The sequence below is a fragment of the Luteimonas soli genome (assembly GCF_042648865.1).
Classification (GTDB): domain Bacteria; phylum Pseudomonadota; class Gammaproteobacteria; order Xanthomonadales; family Xanthomonadaceae; genus Luteimonas; species Luteimonas soli.
The window spans coordinates 413222-433775 of sequence record NZ_JBHRYA010000007.1 but is presented as its reverse complement, the minus strand read 5'-3'; the positions used below and the strand labels follow the sequence as shown (position 1 = coordinate 433775).

At 69.6% G+C, this 20554-nt stretch carries 15 protein-coding genes; 1 reads left to right on the top strand and 14 read right to left on the bottom strand.

Annotation, left to right across the window (positions count from 1 at the left end; genetic code table 11):
• Positions 1-130: 130 nt before the first annotated feature.
• The 9 genes from dcp to ACFONC_RS09325 all read right to left on the bottom strand — a co-directional run bounded on the left by dcp (position 131) and on the right by ACFONC_RS09325 (position 15058).
• On the bottom strand, positions 131-2302 hold the full coding sequence (gene dcp / locus ACFONC_RS09365; RefSeq protein ID WP_386743457.1) for a peptidyl-dipeptidase Dcp: 2172 nt from the start codon (positions 2300-2302) through the stop codon (positions 131-133).
• Positions 2303-2516: 214 nt separating this feature from the next.
• Positions 2517-4115, bottom strand: coding sequence for a serine hydrolase (locus tag ACFONC_RS09360; RefSeq protein ID WP_386743456.1), 1599 nt, complete (start codon positions 4113-4115; stop codon positions 2517-2519).
• 133 nt (positions 4116-4248) lie between these two features.
• Positions 4249-5364, bottom strand: a complete 1116-nt coding sequence (locus ACFONC_RS09355) for a YkvI family membrane protein (RefSeq protein WP_386743455.1) — start codon at positions 5362-5364, stop codon at positions 4249-4251.
• 13 nt (positions 5365-5377) lie between these two features.
• Entirely contained in the window at positions 5378-6418 is a 1041-nt protein-coding gene (locus ACFONC_RS09350; protein ID WP_386743454.1) for a DUF1611 domain-containing protein, read from the bottom strand.
• Between the two features lie 59 nt (positions 6419-6477).
• Positions 6478-8835: a TonB-dependent receptor gene (locus ACFONC_RS09345; RefSeq protein WP_386743453.1), complete on the bottom strand. Its 2358-nt coding sequence runs from the start codon at positions 8833-8835 to the stop codon at positions 6478-6480.
• Positions 8836-8976: 141 nt separating this feature from the next.
• The gene (locus ACFONC_RS09340; RefSeq protein WP_386743452.1) at positions 8977-10710 is read right to left on the bottom strand and encodes an N-acyl-D-amino-acid deacylase family protein; all 1734 of its coding nucleotides are present in this window, start codon (positions 10708-10710) and stop codon (positions 8977-8979) included.
• Between the two features lie 13 nt (positions 10711-10723).
• The gene (locus ACFONC_RS09335; protein ID WP_386743451.1) at positions 10724-11998 is read right to left on the bottom strand and encodes a peptide MFS transporter; all 1275 of its coding nucleotides are present in this window, start codon (positions 11996-11998) and stop codon (positions 10724-10726) included.
• The gene (locus ACFONC_RS09330) at positions 11995-12996 is read right to left on the bottom strand and encodes a dipeptide epimerase (RefSeq protein ID WP_386743450.1); all 1002 of its coding nucleotides are present in this window, start codon (positions 12994-12996) and stop codon (positions 11995-11997) included. The genes ACFONC_RS09335 and ACFONC_RS09330 overlap by 4 nt, the downstream gene beginning before the upstream one ends.
• A 67-nt stretch (positions 12997-13063) precedes the next feature.
• On the bottom strand, positions 13064-15058 hold the full coding sequence (locus tag ACFONC_RS09325; RefSeq protein WP_386743449.1) for a serine hydrolase: 1995 nt from the start codon (positions 15056-15058) through the stop codon (positions 13064-13066).
• Between the two features lie 230 nt (positions 15059-15288).
• Here ACFONC_RS09325 and ACFONC_RS09320 point away from each other — a divergent pair, with 230 nt between their 5' ends.
• A complete protein-coding gene (locus ACFONC_RS09320) occupies positions 15289-15978 on the top strand; it encodes a helix-turn-helix domain-containing protein (RefSeq protein ID WP_386743448.1) in 690 nt (229 codons plus the stop codon).
• A 25-nt stretch (positions 15979-16003) separates the two neighbouring features.
• On the opposite strand, the gene ACFONC_RS09315 is transcribed toward ACFONC_RS09320, so the two are convergent.
• The 5 genes from ACFONC_RS09315 to ACFONC_RS09295 all read right to left on the bottom strand — a co-directional run bounded on the left by ACFONC_RS09315 (position 16004) and on the right by ACFONC_RS09295 (position 20452).
• Positions 16004-16612: a 1-acyl-sn-glycerol-3-phosphate acyltransferase gene (locus tag ACFONC_RS09315; RefSeq protein ID WP_386743447.1), complete on the bottom strand. Its 609-nt coding sequence runs from the start codon at positions 16610-16612 to the stop codon at positions 16004-16006.
• Between the two features lie 25 nt (positions 16613-16637).
• Positions 16638-17057: an alternative ribosome rescue aminoacyl-tRNA hydrolase ArfB gene (gene arfB / locus ACFONC_RS09310; protein ID WP_386743446.1), complete on the bottom strand. Its 420-nt coding sequence runs from the start codon at positions 17055-17057 to the stop codon at positions 16638-16640.
• A gap of 261 nt (positions 17058-17318) precedes the next feature.
• Positions 17319-18077, bottom strand: coding sequence for a pseudouridine synthase (locus ACFONC_RS09305; RefSeq protein ID WP_386743445.1), 759 nt, complete (start codon positions 18075-18077; stop codon positions 17319-17321).
• A 48-nt stretch (positions 18078-18125) separates the two neighbouring features.
• Positions 18126-19799, bottom strand: a complete 1674-nt coding sequence (gene ubiB / locus ACFONC_RS09300; RefSeq protein ID WP_386743444.1) for a ubiquinone biosynthesis regulatory protein kinase UbiB — start codon at positions 19797-19799, stop codon at positions 18126-18128.
• Positions 19796-20452, bottom strand: coding sequence for a ubiquinone biosynthesis accessory factor UbiJ (locus ACFONC_RS09295; RefSeq protein ID WP_386743443.1), 657 nt, complete (start codon positions 20450-20452; stop codon positions 19796-19798). The genes ubiB and ACFONC_RS09295 overlap by 4 nt, the downstream gene beginning before the upstream one ends.
• Between the last annotated feature and the right edge of the window lie 102 nt (positions 20453-20554).

The window sequence follows — 20554 nt, the reverse complement described above, 5'->3', positions numbered from 1 at the left end:
GGGAGATCCGAACAACTGCCGTCATCCCCGCGAAGGCGGGAATGACGATCAAGAGCGACTTTCCCTGGCCTGCCTGCAGCCCTTCTCCGCACGCGGGAGAAGGGCTTCCTGGCTCTATTGCTTCGCGAGCCTACTTCAGCCCACGACTCTCCAGCAACGGCTCCACGCTCGGGTCCTTGCCGCGGAAGTCGCGGTACAGGGTGGCAAGGTCGACGGTGTTGCCGCGCGAGAGGATCTTGTCGCGGAAGGTCTGGCCGTTCTCGCGGGTCAGGCCGCCGTGCTCCTTGAACCATTCGAACGCGTCGTCGTCGAGCACCTCGGACCAGAAGTAGGCGTAGTAGCCGGCCGAGTAGCCGCCGCCCCAGATGTGGTCGAAGTAGCTGGTGCGGTAGCGCGGCGGGACTTCCGGCAGGTCGACCTTGAACCTCGATAGCGCGTCGGCCTCGAACTTGTCCACGTCCTGCAGCGGCGCGTCAGCCGGCAGCGTGTGCCAGGCCATGTCGAGCAGCGCGGCGGACAGGTATTCCGTGGTGGCGTAGCCCTGGTTGAAGGTGAGCGATTTCTTGATCTTGTCGACCAGTGCCTGAGGCATCGGCTCGCCGGTCTCGTAGTGCTTGGCGTAGTTGGCGAACACTTTCGGATCGGTGGCCCAGTGCTCGTTGAACTGCGACGGGAACTCGACGAAGTCGCGCGAGGTGCTGGTGCCGGAGATCGATGGGTACTTCACGTCCGAGAACATGCCGTGCAGCGCATGGCCGAACTCGTGGAACATCGTGGTCACGTCGTCGAAGCTCAGCAGCGCGGGCTTGCCGGGCGCGGGCTTGGTGAAGTTGGCGACGTTGTAGACCACCGGCTTGGTGCCCGTAAGCCCGTTCTGGTCGACGAACACGTCCATCCACGCGCCGCCGGACTTGCTGTCGCGCTTGAAGTAGTCGCAGTAGAACAGCGCCAGCGAGCTGCCGTCCTGGTCGAACACCTCGAACACGCGCACGTCCGGGTTGTAGACCGGGATGTCCTTGCGCTCCTTGAAGCTGATGCCGTACAGCTGGTTGGCGGCGAAGAACACGCCGTTCTGCAGCACGTTGTCGAGCTCGAAGTACGGCCTGATCTGGCTCTGGTCGAGGTCGTACTGGGCCTTGCGGACCTGCTCGGCGTAGAAGTCCCAGTCCGAGGCGGCTAGCTTGAAGTCGCCGCCCTGCGCGTCGATCACCTTCTGCATCTCGGCGATCTCGCCGCGGGCCTTGGCGGTGGCCGCGGGCACGGTGTCGGTGAGCAGCTTGAGCGCGTTCTCCGGCGTCTTGGCCATCTGGTCGGCCAGGCTGTAGGCGGCGTAGGTGTCGTAGCCGAGCAGCTTGGCCTTCTGCGCGCGCAGTTGCGCCAGGCGCTGGATGGTCTTGCGGGTGTCGTTCTCGTCGTTGTGCTCGGTGCGGGTCATCGAGGCTTCGAGGATGCGCGCGCGCAGGTCGCGGTCTTCGAGCGATGCCAGCACCGGCTGCTGGGTGGTGTTCTGCAGCGGGAACACCCACTTGCCTTCCAGCTTGCGGTCCTGCGCGGCCTGCGCGGCGGCGGCCAGGTCGCCCTCGGACAGGCCGGCCAGCTTCGCCTTGTCGTCCACCACCACCGCGCCCTTGGCCGCGGCGGCGACGAGCATGTTGTGGAACTTCGTCGACAGCGTGCTTTCCTCGACGTTGAGCTTGCGCATCGTCGCCTTGTCGGCGTCGGACAGCTGCGCGCCGGCGCGGACGAGATCGTCGTAGTCGCGCTCGACCAGGCGCTTCTGCACCGGGTCGAGGTCCAGCGTGTCGCGCTGGTCGTAGATCGCCTTCACGCGCTCGAACAGCTTGGGATCGAGGGCGATCTCGTCCTGGTGCGCGGCCAGCTTCGGCGCGATCTCTTCCTGGATCTTCTGCCGCGCGTCGTTGGTGTCGGCCTGCACCAGTCCGAAGAACACGCGGGCGACGCGGCCGAGGGTCTCGCCGCTCTTCTCCATCGCCACGATGGTGTTCTCGAACGTGGGCGGCTCGGGGTTGTCCGCGATCTCGCGGACTTCGGCCAGGTGCTGCTTCATGCCTTCCTCGAAGGCCGGCAGGAAGTCGGCGTCCTCGATCTTGTCGAAAGGCGGCGCCTGGAACGGCAGGGTGCTGGCGGTGAGCAGGGGATTGTCGGTGGCGGCGGGAGTCACGGCGGCGTCGGCCTCGGCGGTCGGCTGGTCGGGGGCGGGGGTGCCGGCTTCGGGAGCCTGGCCATTGCACGCCGCGAGGGCGAGGCTGATGGCAGCGGCAAGGACGAGCGGTCGCAGCATGGGGGATCTCCTGCATGGCCCCGTGGGGTCGGAAGCCGTACAGGGTAGCGCCGCCGCCGGCGACGCGACCGTGCAATTGGTTCAGTGGAACCGGCGGCGGGCAGCCGTGCCCCCGGCCGCGGCGTTGCCGGATACGCATTCAGCTTCCGCCGCAGGCGCCGCCACGATCGGAAGGTGCGACATCGCGCCGCGCCGGCCGGCCGGCGCGGGAGGGCTACTCGGCCGGCTGCGGGGTGAACAGCAGGTCCTGGTAGTCGTAGCTGAAGTCGGCCAGCGGCGAGGCGGCCTGCATCGTGATGCGCTCGACCTTGCCGGCCGCATCGAGCGCGAAGGTGACGTAGGCCGGCTCGATGGTGCGGTCGTCCCACGCGGTGCGGAAGGTGTCGTACTGCCAGTGCTCGAGCGTGCCGGCCATGTTCGGCGTCTGCTTGAAGTCGATGCGCAGCTTGCCGCCGTCCTGGCGGATGTCGATCGGGCCGTACCAGGGGTCGGCGTAGGTGCCGGCGTAGCCCGACAGCGGCAGCGAGGGCCGCGAGGCTGCATTGCGCGTGTCGGTGGCGCGCGAAGCGGCCAGCATCCTGTCCTGCCGGGCCTGCTTGAAGGTGCGGAAATCGGCCATCCAGTCGCGCGCGGGTGCGTCGAGGTAGTGGTCGAGCAGCTCGAACATCATTCCGTACAGGACCTCGCCGTCTTCGGAATTGATCTGCACCGAGAACCCCACGTCCCGCGACGGCACCAGCACCACGATCGTCTGCACGCCGAGCACCGCACCGCCGTGCTCGATGATCTTCACCCCGCGGTAATCGCGGATGCTCCAGCCCAGCGCGTACGAGGAAAACTGCGGCGTGGCCTCGGCCACCGGCTCCGGGAACCGCGAAATCGGCACGAGCACCTGCGGCGTCCACATCTCGCGCGCGGCAGCCTCGCTGTACAGGCGCCGGCCGTCGGCCGGCTCGCCGGGCAGCAGGCCGTGCTGCAGCTGGATCACCAGCCAGCGCGCCAGGTCGTTGGCGCTCGACGCGATCCCGCCCGCGGGCGCGGCGTTGCGGCCGAGGCCGGCGCGTTCGTCGAGCACCTCCTGCGTGCCCAGGCCGCGGAAACCGCCGTCCATGCGCGCGTGCGGCTGCACGCGGTTGGGGTTGGCGAACTGGTGGGCCTCGTCCGTCGTCGACGAACGCATCCCGGCCGGCGCCAGCACGCGCTCGCGGACGAACACTTCCCAGGTCTTGCCGGTGACTTCCTCGATCAGCTGCCCGGCCACGGCGTACAGCACGTTGTCGTAGGCGTAGCCGCTGCGGAAGCTGGTGGCCGGCTTGATGTAGCGCAGCGCGTGCACGGTGTCGGCGCGGCTGCGCGAGGAGCGCGGCACGAACATCAGGTCGCCGGCGCCCAGTCCCAGTCCGCTGCGGTGCACCAGCAGGTCGCGGATCGTCATCTCGCGCGTCACCCACGGGTCGTACATCTGGAAGCCTGGCAGGTGGTCGGTGACCTTGTCGTCCCAGCCGATCTTCTTCTCGTCCACCAGCACCGCCAGCGCGGCGACGGTGATCGCCTTGCCGGTGGAACCGGTGGGGAAGATGGTGTCGGCGTCGACCGGCTCGGGCGACCCCAGCCGGCGCACGCCGTAGCCCTTCGCGTGCGTGACCTTGCCGTGTTCGACGATCGCGATCGCCATGCCGGGCACGCCGGTTTCGGCGAGTACCGATTCGGCGCGTGCGTCCAGATCCGGTGGCGGCGCTGCGAACGCGATCGTGGAGAACAGCAGCGCTGCGAGGATGATGAGCGCATATGTACGTTTGGCCGTGGAACCCATCATCGTCTCCGGGTCTTGATTGTCAGGAACACCTGTTTGTCATTCCGGACGCAGTGGGGAATCTCGTCCGTCAACACATGGATTGACCAGGCTCGCTGTTGCGAGGCGCATCTCGCTGCGTTCGAGATGACAGTCATGGCAACTCGGCAGCGATGCGCTGCGGCCTGCGCCACAGCAGCCACACGCCCCAGGTCATCAGCGGCAGCACATAGATCGCCAGGAACACCCAGGTGAGCGTGCCGTAGCCGCTCGCGATCAATTCGACCAGGCCGACGGCGCTGGCCGCATACACCGCGACCAGCATCGCGCCGACCGCAATCGCGGGGCGCAGCGTCCGCGGCATCGGCCGCCGCCGCTCTTCGTACGATTTCGCCACGCGCTCGTTGATCGCGTGCAGCAGCGCCACGCCGGTATCGACCAGGGTCAGCAGCACCGCGGCCTGGAACACCCACTCGAACCACGGCGCCTGCAGCTTGGCCAGCAGGAACGCCGACGGCAGCGCCACGTCGCCGATCTCCTGGTAGTAGCCCATCATCGCGACGTAGAACACCACGCCCGGCAGCATGCCCAGCGGCCCGGCAAGCGCACCGGCCACCAGCGTCTCGCGGCGGCGCGCAAGATGGCGGATGCAGAACAGCACCGCGGGAATCGTGGCGACGTTGTAGCCGGCGTAGGTGACGCCGGCGGTGAACCAGTCGTCGTCCACCGGCACCGACGCGAAGCTGGCCGCGATGCGGTCGCCGAACGCGACCACGCTCCAGGCCACGAACACGAAGTAGACCAGGTACAGGTAACCCACCGACGCGGTCAGGAATTTCTCGATCACCGCCGTGCCGAAGAACAGCAGCGCGCCGGTCCCGGCGATCATGCCCAGCGAGCCGGCCAGCTTCGGCAGGCCGAACAGGCTGTGCACGATCTCGCCCGCCGCCGCGCCCATCACCGCGAGGATGACCAGCATCAGCAGGAAGTAGCCGATCTCGAACACGAACCAGCCGCGCCCGAGCAGCACCTTGAAGAAGGAGCGGTAGTCGTAGGCGCGCGCCACGCGGGCCAGTTCGAAGCTGGCCATCAGCACCGCGCTCCACACCAGCATGCTCACCGCCATGCCCAGCAGGCCGCCCCACGGGCCGGCCGGCAGGAAGAACTCCACCAGTTCGCGCCCCGTGGCGTAGCCGCCGGCGATCACCGCGGCCTGGAACACGAAGCCCGGCAGCAGGTAGCGCTGGAACCAGGTCGACGTCGATGTCATGCCAGGCCCTGCTTCATGCCAGACATTCTTCCACCAGCCGATCCAGCGCCAGGCCGCCGCGCATCGGGTCGGCCACCGCGCAGCCGAGGCGTTCGCTCTCGGCGGCGATCACGCGCTGCGCGTGCGCCGGGTCCAGCGCGGCGGTGTTGAGGCTGACGCCGGCGCAGCGGATCGACGGGTTGGTGCGGCGACCCAACCGCAGCGCCAGGTCGATGGTCTCCTCGATGCTTGGCAGCAGCAGGCCCGGATAGCCCAGCACGTGCTCGCGGCCATGTTCGTGGCAGACGACGATGACGTCCGGCTGGCTGCCGTGCAGCAGCGCCAGCGACACGCCGGCGTAGGCCGGGTGCATCAGCGAGCCCTGCCCTTCGATGACGTCCCAATGCTGCGCGCCGGCGGCGGGCGACAGCGCTTCCGCGGCGCCGGCGGCGAAGTCGCAGACCACGGCGTCGAGCGGAATGCCGCGCCCGGCGATGAGGATGCCGGTCTGGCCAGTGGCGCGGAAATCGACATCGAGGCCGCGCCGTTCGAAGGCACGCGCCAGCACCAGCGCGGTGTATTTCTTGCCCAGCGCGCAGTCGGTGCCCACCGTCAGCAGGCGCTTGCCGCTTCGCTTGCGCCCGCTGGCCACCGGGATGCCGCGTGGCGGCTCGCGCACGTCGACCAGGCGCCGGCCCAGCCGCGCCGCTGACTCGCGCAGCACGGCGATTTCGTGCAGGCGTGCGTGCATGCCGCCAACCAGGTCCAGCCCGGCTTCGAGCGCCTGCAGCAGGCCCGGCAGCCAACCGTCGGGGATCAAGCCTCCGGGGTTGGCGACCCCGATCACCATCGATCTCGCTCCTGCGGAGCGCGCCTGCTCCGGCGTCATCGGCGCAAGCCCGGCGCTGACCTTCGCGCCATCGCAGGCGAATTCGCCGACGCAGCGCTCCGGCGCCCAGTCGCGCAGCCCGAATGCAGTCTTGGCGTACCCCGGCTCGACGATGTCGCCGAGGAACAGCAGGTACGGCTGCGGCAGTTCCCCGGCCTCGTTCGACGGCGGCGTGGCGCTCGGCATGCGGTGGTTCGTCTCCGGTGTCACTCGATGGTTCCTGCCCGTCGTGGCCGGCAGGCGGCTCAGAAGCGGTAGTCGAACTCGATGCCGAACATGCGCGGCTGGATCGGCACCGCGCCGATCTGCACCACCGCGCCGGTCAGCGCGCTGGCCGCGGGGCTCACCGACGACCAGGCGCGTTCGTCGGCGACGTTGTTGACGTAGGCACGCAGCGACCAGGCGCCCTTGCCGACCCCGGCGTACAGGTCCAGCGCGCTGTAGGAATCCAGCTCCATCGGCGCCGTGATCTGTTCGTCGAGGACGGTCGACGGATCCCCCGGCGCAGTGATGCGCTGGCGCTCGGTGGTGTCGTTGACCCGGTCGCCCACCCAACGCAGGACCGCGCCCACCTGGCCCTGCATGCTGCCCACGTCGAACAGGTATTCCGCGGTCGCCGACCACGCCAGCTTCGGCGAGTACGGCATGCGGTCGCCGGCCAGGCCGGTGTTGAGGACGACGTCGAAGCCCGGCTGCGGGATCACTGTCGCGGCGAAATCGTTCTTCACGGTCGCCTTGGTGTACGCGGCGTTGAGGCCAAGCTGCAAGTTGTCGGTGGGGCGGAACACGCCCGCCAGTTCCAGCCCCTCGCTGGTCGCCTCGCCGCCGTTGACCAGGCCGCCGATGCCGTTGAACTGCGCCGCCACCTGGATGTCGTCCCAGTCGATGCGGAACGCGGCCAGGTCCAGCTGCACGCGCCGGTCGGCGAACTGCGACTTCAACCCGACCTCGTAGCTCGACAGCATCGACGAGTCCACGCTCGACGGCATGCCGGGCAGGGCCACGTTGGGCCCGCCGGGCTGGTAGCCGGTGGCGGCGCGCGCGTAGACCATCACGTCGTCGGCGAGCTGGAACTGCGGGCTCAGGCTCCAGGTGAACACGTCCTCCTCGGACTCGCCCGGCGACTCGCCGATCGCCACCAGCACGCCTTCCGGCACGTTCTGGCTGAACCACTGGTCGTTGCGCGCCTGGCGCACGCCGGCGTCGATCTTGAAGCGGTCGGTGACGCGCCAGGAGCCGTTGGCGAACAGCGCCGTTTCCTTGTAGTCGCTGGGCAGGTCGATCACCGCCAGGATGCCGAACATGTCGTCCAGCGGCGCGGGCAGCGGCGAACCGTCGCGCTGCAGCAGCCTGACGCGCTGGCTCTGGATCGCGTCCTCGTGGGTATGGAACACGCCGACCAGCCACTCGAAGCGACCGCCGCTCTTCGAACTCAGGCGGAACTCCTGGGTCAGCTTGTCCAGCTCCAGGTTGTAGCGCACGGTCGACAGGCCGGGGTCGGGCAGGCCGAGCTGCAGGTTCGCGAACTCGCCGAACTGGACGGTCGAATCGAGCTGGTACATCGTGCTGGTGTCCGACCAGCCCGTCGCCGAGACGAAGTCGGCCCAGCCCAGGTCCCAGTCCAGGGTCAGCGAATACAGGTCCAGGTCCTTGGTGAACGGCTGCGGCTGCCACACTTGCCCGGTCAGGTCGTCGAACATCGGATCGCCGGTGGCCGGGTCAAGCGACACGAAGGCACTGTTGTCGCTGTCGATGCCCTGGTGCAGCGCCGCCAGCTTCAGGTCGAAGGCATCGCCATCCCACACCAGCGCCGCGCGTGCGCCGGTCTGGCTGCCGCCGTTGATGTCCTCGCGGCCGTCGACGGCGTTGTCGACGTAGCCCGGTAGTTCGTTGCGCGCATAGCTCAGGCGCAGGCCGAGGCGATCCTCCTGCAGCGGCAGGCTGGCGCCGAAGCGGACGTTCCAGCCCTGGTCGCCGTCGGGCACCGACGACAGCCCCGCGCCGATCCGGTATTCGCTGTCCAGCAGGTCGGGCGCGCGGGTCACGTACTTGAGCAGGCCGCCGATCGCGCCGGCGCCGTACAGCGTGCCCTGCGGTCCGCGCAGCACCTCGATGCGGCCGATGTCGTAGGGCAGCAGGTCGAGGTTGAAGATGTTCGCGGCCTGGTAGACGCCGCTCGAACCCACCGGCACCTCGTCGATGTAGGTCGCCACGGTGGCGCCCGACGACAGCGCGGCAACGCCGCGGATCGATACCGAGGTCATGCCCGGTGCCCCGCTGTCCTGCACCTGCATGCCGGGGACGAGGTCGGCGTAGTCGGTGAGCGAGTTGGCGCCCATGTTCTCGAGCTGCTGCTCGCCGATCACGCTGATCGCCGCGGCCACCTCGCGCACGTTCTCGACGCGCTTGTTGGCAGTGACGATCACGGCATCGAGGTCGGTGGCATCGGCAGCCGCGGGAACCGCGGGAGCCGCGTCCGCAGCCGTGGATCCTTCGGCCTCCTGGGCCAGCGCAGTGCCGGCGGTCGAGAGCGCCACGGCGGCGCCGATGGCGAGGGCCAGCCGTGAGCGGCGGGAACATCCGGTGGGCTTGGATGCGGTCATGGTCGTTCTCCCCGGGTCGGTACTTGAAGGTGCGCATGGGCCGGGCAACGGGCGCCGGCGGCCATCCTGGCGTTCAATCCTGATCAGGGATCATGATCCCAATCGGAGAATTGTCAACACATTCGGAAAATATCGTCCTGCTCATGGCGATGCCTGCTCGCTCGGCGGCGCGCGCTCCCCGCGCCAGCCCGGACCACGCACCACGCGGCCCGGCGTGGCGCCGGTGTGCTCGCCCTCGCGCAGCACCTGCACGCCGTTGACGAAGACGTGGTCGACGCCGGTCGCGTACTGCTGCGGCGCGGCATAAGTGGCGTGGTCGGTGATCGTCGCCGGATCGAACACCACGATGTCGGCGAAGCAGCCGGGCCGCAGGCAACCGCGGTCGGCCAGCTTCCAGTTCGCCGCCGGCAGGCCTGTGAGGCGGTGGATGCCCTCCTCCAGCGGCATCAGTCCGCGGTCGCGCACGTAGTGGCCGAGGAAGCGGGCGACGTTGCCATAGGCGCGCGGATGCGTGCTCGACTTCAGGAACACGCCTTCGGGCGCCGACGATTCGGCGTCCGAACCCAGGGTCACCCACGGCTGCGAAAGGCCAAGCTCGACGTTGTCCTCGCTCATCAGGAAGTACGCCGCGCCGACGCGCGAATCGTCCTCGACGATCAGGTCGAGCAGCGCTTCCTCGCCGGACGTGCCGCGCTCGCGCGCGACTTCGGCGAGCGTGCGGCCGGTCAGCGGCTTGAGCGCCGGGTCGTGGAACTCGATCAGGATCAGCCGCTCGTCGGAGCCGGTGAGCAGCCGAAGGTTCTCCCATTCCACGTCGGGGTCGCGCATCTCGGCGAGCAAGCGGGCGCGGGTGGCCGGGTCTTTCAGCCGCGCGACCATCGCGTCGTGCCCGCCGGCCTGCACCCACGGCGGCAGGGCCGCGGTGAGGCCGGTGGCGCCCGCGGTGTAGGCGTACATGTTGGCGCCGACGTCCAGGCCTTCGGCGCGCGCGGCTTCGACCATGGCGATCGCCCGTGCCATCTTCGGCCAGTTCTTCTCCCCGGCGGCCTTGAGGTGGTAGACCTCGGCGCGCTGTCCGGTGGCGCGCGCGACGTCGATGGTTTCCTCCAGCGCCTCGAGGAAGTGGTTGGCCTCGCTGCGCATGTGCGCAACGTAGCCGCCGCCGGACTCGGCCGCCGCCTGCGCCAGCGCCACCAGCTCCGGCGTCTCGGCGAATGCCGCCGGCGGATAGATCAGCGAGCTGCCGACGCCCAGCGCGCCCTCGTCCATCGCCTCGCGCACCAGGCCCTGCATGCGCGCGAGCTGTGCCGGCGTCGGATCGACGTCGCCCTCGCCCAGTTCGTGGATGCGCACCGTGGTCGCGCCGACGAAGGAGGCCACGTTCGGGGTGATGCCGCGCGTTTCCAGATGTTCGAGGTAATCGCCCAGCGTGGTCCACTGGATCGGATAGCGGATGTCGCCCTGCTGCTCCAGCGCATCGGCCTTCATCGCATCGTTGAGCGGGCCCATCGACCAGCCCTCGCCGAAGATCTCCAGCGTCACGCCCTGCTTCGTGTCGCCCATGCCGCGGCCGTCGGCGATCAGCGATTCGGTCGCCCAGCTGAGCACGTTGATGAAACCCGGCGACACCGCGCGTCCGCCGGCGTCGAGCACCCGGTCGGCGGTCGCATCGCTGCCGGGCGGCAGGAGCGCGGCGATACGGTCTCCACGCACGGCAACGTCCACGCGCAGCGGGGCGGCGCCACTGCCGTCGTACACCGTGCCGTTGCGCACCAGCAGGTCGTAGTGTTCGACGGTCGCGGGCGCGTCCGCCACCGGGTTGGTACTGCATGCGGCCAGGGCAAGCGCGAGCAGGGCGGGCGTCAGGCGTTGCATCGGCGTGTCTCCGTCATTGGTTGGGGCGAGGCAGCGCGCGGATCGGCCGGTCCAGCCGCCACAGCAGCGCGGCCGCGACCATCGCAAGCCCCGCCAGCAGCAGGAAGAAAGCGGGATGGCCGACCTTCGACCACAGCATGCCGACCACGCCGGCCAGCAGGCTGCCGCTGAAGATCGCGAGGAACCACGACGCGACCGTGGTCGCGCCCAGCCGCGGCGGCGCCAGCTTCGCGAACAGGCCAAGGCCGGTGGGCAGGATGTACAGCTCGCCGAAGGTCAGGATCACGAAGAAGGCCACCAGCCACGCCCAGCCCACGCGCGCATCGCCGGCCAGCGCCGTGACCGCGGCGAGCAGCACGTAGGCGACCGCGACCACAAGCGCACCGATCGCCATGCGCATCGCCGGCGAGGTTTCGTGTCCCCGGTCCGCGCGGCGCCGCCAGGCCATCAGCAGCAGCGGCGTCATCGAGATCACCAGCAGCGGGTTGAGCGACTGGAACCAGGTCATCGGGATCGTGAAGCCGAGCAGCGCGCGATCCACGCCGGTGTCGATCCACAGCGGCAGCGTGTTGCCGATCTGCTCGTAGGCGCCGCGGAAGACGGTGGCCGCGATACCGACTCCCAGCAGCAGCCACCAGGTCCGGCGATGGTCCGCGCGCACGTCCGGGGCGGCGGCGACCGGTGGTGCAACGCGCGGCGGTTCCGGCGGCAGGTAGCGCCGGCCGGCGAGGTAGATGAGCAGCCCCAGGAACATGCCCACGCCCGCCGCGCCGAAGCCGTAGTGCCAGCCGTAAAGCTCTCCCAGCGTGCCGCATACCAGCGGCGCGAGCAGGCCGCCGACGTTCAGGCCGACGTAGTAGACGTTGTAGGCGCGGCCGCGGCGCGGATCGTCGGCGGCATACAGGTCGTTGATCTGGCTCGGCAGGCTGGGCAGGAACAGCCCGTTGCCCAGCGCGATCGTCGCCAGGGCGACGTAGAACATCGGTTCGAACGCCATCACGAAGTGGCCGATGGCCATGATGCCGCCACCGATCATCACCGCGTTGCGCTTGCCCAGCCAGCGGTCGGCGATCGCGCCGCCGAGGATCGGCGTGAAGTAGGCCATCGCGGTGTACGTGCCGTAGATGACCGACGCCTTGTCCTGCGCGAACAGCAGCTGCTTGGTCATGTAATAGACCAGCAGCGTGCGCATCCCGTAGTAGGAGAACAGCTCCCACATCTGGGTCAGGAACAGGATCGTCAGCCCGCGCGGCTGGCCGAACCAGGTTTTCTCCGCCGCCGTGTTCACGGCGCGGCCTTCGGGCCCCAGACCTCGTCGCCGCAGGAAATGCAGCCGTCCTCGTAGCGCACCGAGGGCGTGCGGTCGGCGGCCAGGAAGATCGGGCCGTCGAGGTCGACCACGTCGCAGAACTGCCCGAGCACGAACGCCGGCGCCGCAGCCAGGCTCGTCCCGCACATGTTGCCGACCATCACCCGCTTGCCGAGCTCGCGCGCGCGCCGGGCCATCAGCAGGCCTTCGGTCAGGCCGCCGCACTTGTCGAGCTTGATGTTGATGACCTCGAAGTGATGGTGGCGCGCCTCGAGTTCGGCCAGGTCGAGGATGCTTTCGTCGGCGGCGAAGGGCAGCACCCGCTCGATGCCGTCGAGTTCGTCCTCGCGGCCGCGCGCGCAGGGCTGTTCGAGCAGCGACACGCGCGCTTCGACCAGCACCGGCAGCAGCGCCGGCAGGGTGGCCGCGCCATGGCCCTGGTTGGCGTCGACGCCGATCCACGGATCCGGGCAGCGCGTGCGCACCGCGCGCACGCGCGCGGCGTCGAGGTCGGCATCGCCGGTGAGCTTGAGCTTCAACGCACGCGCCTGGGCGAAGGCGGCCGCATGCCCGGCCATCACATCGGGATCGTCCGCGCCGACCGTGAACGTGGTCAGCAGCGGACGGACGCCGTCCAGGCCGGCGAGCTTCCACACCGACAGGCCGGCGCGCTGCGCTTCCAGTTCCCACAGCGCGCAGTCGAGCGCGTTGCGCGCCCCGCCCGCCGGCAGCAGCGTACGCAGCGTTTCGCGGTCGATGCCCGCCTCGATGCGCGGGCGCAGCGCCTCGAGCGTTGCGAGCATCGTGTCCGGATGGTCGTCGTTGTAATAGACGCCGGCCGCCTCGCCGCGGCCGACGCAGTCGCCGTCACGCAGCGTCACCACCGTCGCGGGCATCGCCTCGAAGACGTGGCCGGCGATGCGGAACGGCGCCGCCAGCGGCAGCGGTTCGTTGTGCAGTTCGAGTTCGACCGGCACGGTTCACGCGCTCCCGGAAGACGTGCGGTGGGGCGGCCGGCTGCGCGCGCAGCCGGCCGTGCGTCGATCAGTAGTTGGCGCCGAAGCCGATCACGTGGTTGGCGAAGCCGATCCAGAGCAGGAACAGGAAGGCCAGCGCCAGCAGCACCGCCCACAGCTTGGCCAGGATCCGGCGCCTGCCGCGCAGCACATGCCACGCATTCCACGCCGCGACCGCCGCGCCGAGCGGCAGCACCACCATGGCGAACAGTCGCAGCGCGATGATCAGGCCGTCGGTGTCCGGGCTGGTCAGCGCCAGGTTGGCGAGCATGCTCACGACCAGCGCCAGCATCGCGCCCATCGCCACCAGCACCAGCAGCGCCGCGATCCGCACCAGGCGATGCGCGCGCGCGTCCAGGCCGGCCAGCCGGTACGGCGCGCCGTAGTAGCGGCGCACCAGGGCCGAGACCGGCCACGCCAGGACCGTCAGCAGCAGGATCACAAGGCTCGCCGCCAGCAGCGGCATCGCCAGCGCCTGCCACGCCGACAGGCGCTGGAACACCATGATCGGCGCGTACGGCTCCATGGTGAAGCGCGTCACCCGGCCGTCGACCACGTCGGCGGCCAGCCGGTCGGTGCTGGTGGTGTCCTGCCACACGTACGGTGCGACCTCGCGCCACTTCTTCGGCGCGCCGCCCGCGCCCAGCGCCAACGTCACGCTGATGGTGCCGTCCTCGTTGGCCACCACCTTGACCGGTCCCATGAGGTTGACCAGCGACATGAAGTTGCTTTCCGGGCGCCGGCTGCTGGTGTAGCTGCCCGCGATCTGCTGCGCGTGCAGCTTCGCGTCCTCCTTCGAAACGCCCCCGGCTGCTTCAGGTTCACCGGGCAGGTAGCGGTCCGCGAAGCCGCGCGCCAGCGCGTTGCGGATGTGGCCGGTCGCGCCGTCGCGGCCGGAGCTGTTCATCGACACGAAGATGCCGACGCCGTCGTCCGGGAACAGCTGCAGGTCGGAGTGGAACCACTGCGTGTCGCCGCCGTGCGCGATCGCGCGGTGGCCGTTCACCGAGGTCTCGTAGAAGCCCAGCATCATGCGGTTGAGCGGGCCGATCGACGCCTGCCCGGTCGTGTGCATGGTGCGCGCGGTGTCCTCGCGCAGGATGCGCGCGTCGCCGTAAGCGCCGTTTTGCAGGTGCGCGATCATGAAGCGCGCCATGTCGGCGCCGGTCGACGCCAGGCTGCCGGCGGGCGCGAGGCTGATGAACTCGTAGTCCTTCGGCTCGCCGTCCGAGGCCTTGGAGTAGCCCTTGGACATCTTCGCCAGCAGTTCCGGCGGCAGCGGCTGGCGGAAGCTGGAGTGCGCCATGCCCAGCGGCTGGAAGATGTGGCGCTCGACGTAGTCGTCGAACGACTCGCCCGAGACGCGCTCGACGATGTACCCGGCCACCGCGGTCGCGTAGTTGGAGTAGGCCGGGGTGGTGCCGGGCTCGTGGATGCGCTCGGGCACCCAGCGCTTGAGCGCCTCGCCCAGCGGCGTGATCTCCGAATCCTTGGCCGTGATCAGCGCGCGGATCTGCTCCTCGAAGCCGGCGGTGTGGGTCATGATCTGGCGCAGCGTGGCCGGCTTGCCGTCGCGCGCGGGGATCTCGAAGTCGAGGTACTGGTTGACGTCCGCGTCGAGGTCGAGCTTGCCCTGCTCGACCAGCTGCATCACCGCGGTCCAGGTGAACAGCTTGGACACCGATCCGGGGCGGAACAGGGTTTCGGCCGGGTCGACCGGCGTGCGTTTGGCAAGGTCCGCGTAGCCGTAGCCCTTCTGCAGCAGCACCTGGCCGTCCTTCACCACCACGACCACGGCGCCGGCGATGTCGCCGGCCGCAAGCGCGTAGGGCATGAAGCCGTCGAGCCAGGCTTCGGCGTCGGCCTGCGTCAGCGCCGGGACGCCGTCGACCACGGGCGGCGGCTCCTGCGCCGGCGCGGTCGCCACCGGCGACGCCTCCACGGCGTCGGGCTGCAACGGCTGGGCCGGCACCTGCGCCAGGGCGGGCCGCGCCAGCGCCAGCCCGAGGATTCCCGCAATCATCCAGATCCCACGCATCGCCATGTCTCCCCGTCATGCACCAGCGGCCGGACCGGTCACGGCAATCACGGCCGCACCGATGGAATGTTCTGTTCCGCAATAAACATCCTGATCAGAGAATTGTCAACCCATCTGGCAAATCGCGGCCCGAGGCCCGATCATGGCGTCTCGGGCGGGGAAACGCCCGGCGTTGCCGGCGTCGGCGACGCGCACGAACGCAGGAATCCACCCGCATGACCCCGCAACACCCCACGATCGGCAGCCTGCTGCGCTCGCTGCGCGCGCGCAACGGCTGGACGCTCAAGGAAATGAGCGACCGCTGCGGCATCCCCCTGTCCACCCTGTCCAAGGTCGAGCACGACCGCCTGACGCTCACCTACGACAAGCTGCTGCAGATCAGCCAGCGCCTCAACATCCGCATGTCGGAGCTGTTCGCCGAACAGGACGGCGCCGCCGAGCCGGCGGTGACCGCGCGCCGCAGCATCGGCCGGATCGAGGACGCGATCCGCGTCAACACGCCCAACTACGACTACTACTACCTGTGCCCCGAGCTGCGCCGCAAGCGCATGATCCCGGTGTTCACGCGCACACGCGCCAAGAGCCTGGACGAGTTCGGCAAGCTGGTGCACCACTCCGGCGAGGAGTACATCTACGTGCTCGAGGGACGGCTCGAGGTGCACACCGAGTTCTACGACCCGATCGTGCTCGGCCCCGGCGAGTCGGTGTACATCGACTCGAACATGGGCCATGCCTACATCGCCGCCGAGGGCTGCGACGAGGCGGTGCTGCTGGGCGTGTGCTCCAGCGCCGACGAGCAGCTGCTCGAATCGCTGTTCACGCTGCACGGCGACAAGTCCGCGGCTGCGCCCGCAACCGACGCGCCGGCAAAACCCGGCGGCAAGGCGAAGGCGAAGCGGTCCTAGCGGTCCTGTTGGCGCGCGCGGCCGATCAGGTCGTGCCGCGGTTCTTGCCCATCCACGGCCGGTACCACTCGCGGATCGCGGCCATGTCGGCGGCCATGTCGGCGGTCGTGTGGAACAGCGGGCCGAAGCCGATGATGCGTTCGGGGTAGTGGAAGTACATCCGCAGCACCGGTACGTCGGCGGCGCGCGCGATCTTCCAGAAGCCGGTCTTCCAGCGCTCCACCCGCTTGCGCGTGCCCTCCGGTGCCAGGCCGTACCAGAACCGGTCGCTGCCGCGGATCAGCGCCGCGGCCTGTTCGACCACGCCCTGCGCGGCCTGGCGGTCCACGGGGATCACGCCCAGGCGCTTGAGCAGCCAGCCGATCACGGGGATCCGGAACAACGAATCCTTGCCGAGCACCCGGATGTCCAGGCCGAGCGCGAGCTTGGCGGAGAAGCCCCAGAGCCCGTCCCAGTTGGACGAATGCGGCGCGCCGATCAGCACCAGCCGCGGGATGTCGGGCAACTCGCCGACCATGCGCCAGCCGCCGAGTTCCAGGATCGTGCGCCCCAGCCAGCGGGTGAAGCGGTTGGGCTTCACCCGCGGCGCGTTCGGCGGCAGTGGCAGGACCACGTCGTCGTGCGTTGGCGTCATCGGTTCCCCTGGCTCGCGCCTTCGGTCAATCCCAATCGCGGCCGCCGCTTCCGCGGCCGCGCTTGATGTTACTGCGTTCGCGCTTGGCGTCGAGGCGACGCTGCTTGGAGGCGCGCGTGGGTCGGGTGGCGACCCGCTTTTTCGGTGCATGCAGGCCGGTTTCGATGAAGTGCGCCAGCCGCTCGCGCGCATCCTGGCGGTTGCGCTCCTGGGTGCGGAAGCGCTGCGCGTTGAGTACCAGCACGCCGTCGCCGGTGACGCGGCGGTCGCGCCGCGCCAGCAGGCGTTCGCGTACCGGCTCCGGCAGCGACGGCGAGTTGGCGATGTCGAAGCGCAACTCCACCGCCGTGGCCACCTTGTTGACGTTCTGCCCGCCCGGGCCGGTCGCACGCACGAAGCGTTCGACGAGTTCATGTTCCGGAATGGTGATCGGCGGCTGGGGCATGGCTGTTCTCCGCCGGGCATTGTAGGGGGCGACGCGAATGCTTCGTGGATTCGTGGCGGCTGGAAACCGCTCTTGCAGGAACGGCTTCAGCCACGAGCTTTCGGCTTTGGCCCCTCCCCCTGCGAAGGCAGGGGGAGGTTGGGAGGGGGTGCCCACGGTTCGAACTGATCCCTAAGGCATCCCTCCCCAGCCCTCCCCTGCCTTCGCAGGGGAGGGAGCAAAAGCTCGCGGCTGAAGCCGCTCCTGCAGGGAAATCGGAAGCTACTGCAGCGGCCAGCCAAACATCTCCAGAGAGCGCGCGAACTGCGCGTCGACCGGCGCCTCGACCACGCACTGCCTGCCGTCGTGCGGATGCGTGAACGCCAGCCGGCGGGCATGCAGCAGCATCCGGTGCACGCCGCGCATGCGGAAGATGCGGTTGTGGCGGCCGTCGCCGTGGCTGGTGTCGCCGATCAGATGGTGCGACAGGTGCTTGAGATGGCGGCGGATCTGGCGGAAGCGTCCGGTCTCCGGCTGCGCGCGCAGCAGGGCGTAGCGTGAGGTGGGAAACCCGGACGACGGTTCGTCGAGCTCGGCCGTCGCCAGCCGTTCGAAGTGGGTGATCGCGGGTTTCTTCTCCGGCTTGCCGGGACCGCCGTCGAGCGGGTGGTCGACCGTGAACGCGGTTTCCGCCGGCCAGCCACGGCACACCGCAAGGTAGTCCTTCACCACCTCGCGCGACATCAGCGTCTTGCCCAGCGCCGACGCACTGTCGCGGTCGAACGCCAGCAGCAGGCAGCCGCTGGTGGCGCGGTCGAGTCGATGGACGAGGAAGATCTTCTGGCCGAACTGCTCGCGCAGCCGGTCCGCGGCAAAGTCGCTCTCCCCGCGCGCCAGCTTGCTGTCGTGGACCATCAGGCCCGCGGGCTTGTCGACGACGGCGAGGAATTCGTCGCGGTAGAGGACATCCAGATGCATGGGCAGATGATCTTGTGGGAGCGGCTTCAGCCGCGAGCCTTTTCTGTACCGTCCGGACGACATTTCACCTGCGCGTAAAAGCTCGCGGCTGAAGCCGCTCCCACAAGCGCCTCAACGCCGCGGCCACGCGGCGGCGACGGCCCAGAGGCCACCAAGGCCGGCGATCCAGGCGGCAGCGGGGATCGACAGCAGGCGCGGGCCGCCGGCTTCCAGGCCGTAGAGGATCGCGGCCACGATCAGCAGGCCGCTGCCGAAGATCGCCGCCACCGTGCGCCGCTGCACGCTCTTGATCGTGTGCACCAGCTCGGACAGGTCGCGCGAGCGCAGCGCGAGTTCGTGCTTGCCCTGCACCTGCTGGGTCAGCCATGCATGCACCAGGCGCGGCACCTCGGGTGCCTGGGTGATCATTTCCGGCAGGCGCTTGCGGAACTCGCCGGCCAGCCGCTGCGGACTGTAGCGTTCGGCGAGGATGCGCTCGAGCACCGGCCGCGCCACCGCCCAGATGTCGATGTCCGGGTCGAGCTGGCGGCCCACGCCCTCGATGTTGAGCAACGTCTTCTGCAACAGGATCAGCTGCGGCTGCAGCGTCAGCTCGTAGCGCTGCGCGGTGCGGAACAGCTTCAGCAGCACCTCGGCCAGCGAGATCTGCGACAGCGGGCGGGTGAAGTACGGCTCGCACACGGTGCGTGCGGCGGCTTCGAGCTCGTCGATGCGGATGTGCGACGGCATCCAGCCGGCCTGCACGTGCAGCTCGGCGATGCGGCGGTAATCCTTGTTGAAGATCGCCATGAAGTTCTCGGCGAGGTAGTACTGGTCCTCGCTGGAGAGCTGGCCCATGATCCCGAAATCGAGCGCGATGAAGCGCGGGTTGGCCTTGCGCGCCGGGTCGCTGTCGACCCAGATGTTGCCGGCGTGCGCGTCGGCGTGGAAGAAGTTGTCGCGGAACACCTGGGTGTAGAACACGCGCACGCCCTTGGCCGCGAGCGCCTTGCGGTCGATGCCGGCGGCGTCGAGCGCTTCGATGTCGTCGCTGGGGATGCCGCGCACGCGCTCCATGGTCAGCGCGCGGCCGGCGCTGTGGCTCCAGATCGGCTCGGGCACGTAGAGGTCGTCGGAGCCTTCCCAGAAGCGCCGCAGCACCGAGGCGTTGGCGCCCTCGCGCTGCAGGTCGAGTTCGGCGGCGAGCGTGCTCTCGATCTCCGCGACGATCTCGCGCGGGCGGATCTTGTCGGCGCTCGGATGGGTGCGGTCGACCAGCCCGGCGATGTTCTTCAGCAGCGCGATGTCGGCGGCGATCTGGCGTTCGATGCCCGGGCGCAGCACCTTGACCACGACTTCGCGCTGCGCGGCGTCGCCGTCGGCACGCAGCGTCGCGGCGTGCACCTGCGCGATGGACGCGGACGCGAGCGGCACGGTGTCGAAGCCTGCGTAGGCATCGTCGATGCTGCGCCCCAGCGACTGCTCGACGATGTGGCGCGCGACGTCGCCGTCGAACGGCGCCACGCGGTCCTGCAGCTCCGACAGCTCGTCGGCCACGTCAGGCGGCACCAGGTCGCGGCGGGTCGAGAGGATCTGTCCGAACTTGACGAAGATCGGCCCCAGCTCCTGCAGCGCCAGCCGCAGCCGCGCGCCGCGCGACTGCGTGGCCAGTTCGCGCGGGGCACGCGGAACGAACGGCCGCATCAACCTCAGCCAGCGCTCGGCCGGCGTGCCGTCGAACAGGTCGTCGAGGCGATGGCGCACCAGCACGCGGCCGATGCGCGCCGCACGCAGCGCGCCCTTCATCGCGCCGCCCCGTCGATGCGCGTGACGCGCGCGGCCAGGCGCTCGAAGTCGTCGCGCAGCGCGTCCACGTCATCGTGGAAGGCGGCCAGTTCGTCGCGGCCGACCACGTCGCGCGACTCCTCGACCACGTACTCGGCCGCGCTGCCGGCGAATTCGCCGCCCAGCGTGCGCGCCTGCTTCAGTGCCGCGGCGAATCCGTTGGCAACCTGCACGCCGACCACGTCGCCGAAGACAGCGACGAAGGGTTGCTGCCAGTCGGGATCGAAGCGTTCGGCCAGCCGCTGCAGGCGCCGCGCGAGGTCGGCGTCGCCGGAAATGCGCATGCCGCCGATCGGCGGCGCATCGTCGCCGCGCGAGCCCAGCAACGACGGCAGCTGGCCAAGCAGTGCGCCCAGGGTACTGCGCACGGACAGGTCGGGTTCGTTGTCCGTCTCGACCGGCCCCACGACCAGCCGATCGCCATCCACCCGCAGCTGCAGAGCGAGCGGTGGCGACTGCAGCGCCAGCTCCACGCGCCGGCCGTCGAGCGCACGCAGCGCGTCGCGGGTGTCCGGATCAAGCGCAACGGCGCGGTTGAGGGCGGCCTCCAGCACGCGCCCGGCGGCGGGCTTGAGGGCGTCCAGCGGCGAGGTGGGGGGCGGGGTTTGGGTCATGGCCCATTGTAGCCGCGGGCCACCGTCAGGCCGTGGAGGCCGGGCATTTCGCGGCGTGCTCCCGCACATCCTGCGGAATGCTCCGCAGGAGCGGGGTTCCAT

Bases quoted from the DNA above. Each gene is read 5' to 3' on its own strand.
- dcp (WP_386743457.1), bottom strand. From the start codon at position 2,302: ATGCTGCGACCGCTCGTCCTTGCCGCTGCCATCAGCCTCGCCCTCGCG.
- ACFONC_RS09360 (WP_386743456.1), bottom strand. From the start codon at position 4,115: ATGGGTTCCACGGCCAAACGTACATATGCGCTCATCATCCTCGCAGCG.
- ACFONC_RS09355 (WP_386743455.1), bottom strand. From the start codon at position 5,364: ATGACATCGACGTCGACCTGGTTCCAGCGCTACCTGCTGCCGGGCTTC.
- ACFONC_RS09350 (WP_386743454.1), bottom strand. From the start codon at position 6,418: ATGCCGAGCGCCACGCCGCCGTCGAACGAGGCCGGGGAACTGCCGCAG.
- ACFONC_RS09345 (WP_386743453.1), bottom strand. From the start codon at position 8,835: ATGACCGCATCCAAGCCCACCGGATGTTCCCGCCGCTCACGGCTGGCC.
- ACFONC_RS09340 (WP_386743452.1), bottom strand. From the start codon at position 10,710: ATGCAACGCCTGACGCCCGCCCTGCTCGCGCTTGCCCTGGCCGCATGC.
- ACFONC_RS09325 (WP_386743449.1), bottom strand. From the start codon at position 15,058: ATGATTGCGGGAATCCTCGGGCTGGCGCTGGCGCGGCCCGCCCTGGCG.
- ACFONC_RS09320 (WP_386743448.1), top strand. From the start codon at position 15,289: ATGACCCCGCAACACCCCACGATCGGCAGCCTGCTGCGCTCGCTGCGC.
- ACFONC_RS09315 (WP_386743447.1), bottom strand. From the start codon at position 16,612: ATGACGCCAACGCACGACGACGTGGTCCTGCCACTGCCGCCGAACGCG.
- arfB (WP_386743446.1), bottom strand. From the start codon at position 17,057: ATGCCCCAGCCGCCGATCACCATTCCGGAACATGAACTCGTCGAACGC.
- ACFONC_RS09305 (WP_386743445.1), bottom strand. From the start codon at position 18,077: ATGTCGTCCGGACGGTACAGAAAAGGCTCGCGGCTGAAGCCGCTCCCA.
- ubiB (WP_386743444.1), bottom strand. From the start codon at position 19,799: ATGAAGGGCGCGCTGCGTGCGGCGCGCATCGGCCGCGTGCTGGTGCGC.
- ACFONC_RS09295 (WP_386743443.1), bottom strand. From the start codon at position 20,452: ATGACCCAAACCCCGCCCCCCACCTCGCCGCTGGACGCCCTCAAGCCC.